This window comes from Fructilactobacillus sp. X2R1C1 (assembly GCF_059901435.1).
Genome location: NZ_JBWXUV010000055.1, coordinates 1 through 335 on the forward strand (window position 1 = coordinate 1; position 335 = coordinate 335).

The window sequence follows — 335 nt, forward strand, 5'->3', positions numbered from 1 at the left end:
TCGTTGAACTTTACTAACACTACAATTGATATTTTGACTAACTAAAGCATGAATTTTTCGGTAACCATATAAAAACTTCGTTTTTAGACACATTTGTTGAATCTCAGCTTCTAAATCAGTTAAACCTGCATCACTCAAATACCTTTTATGATAGTAATAAGTGCCACGCGAAATCCCAAGGATTTCACAGATTCTTGTGAGTGGCATTTCTCCTCTAAAATCATCGAAATAGTAGCTTGATTTACCACAACCTTTCCTGCTTTAAATATTTTTTTACAACTTTAAGCTCATCTTTAATCTGCTTTATTTCAATTTCGTGTCTAACACTTAAGGGT

At 32.2% G+C, this 335-nt stretch carries 1 pseudogene; it reads right to left on the reverse strand.

The features are described 5' to 3' along the window. Positions 1-207: pseudogene (locus tag AC6UDG_RS07480) on the reverse strand (hypothetical protein); the annotation flags it as partial. Positions 208-335: the final 128 nt, after the last annotated feature.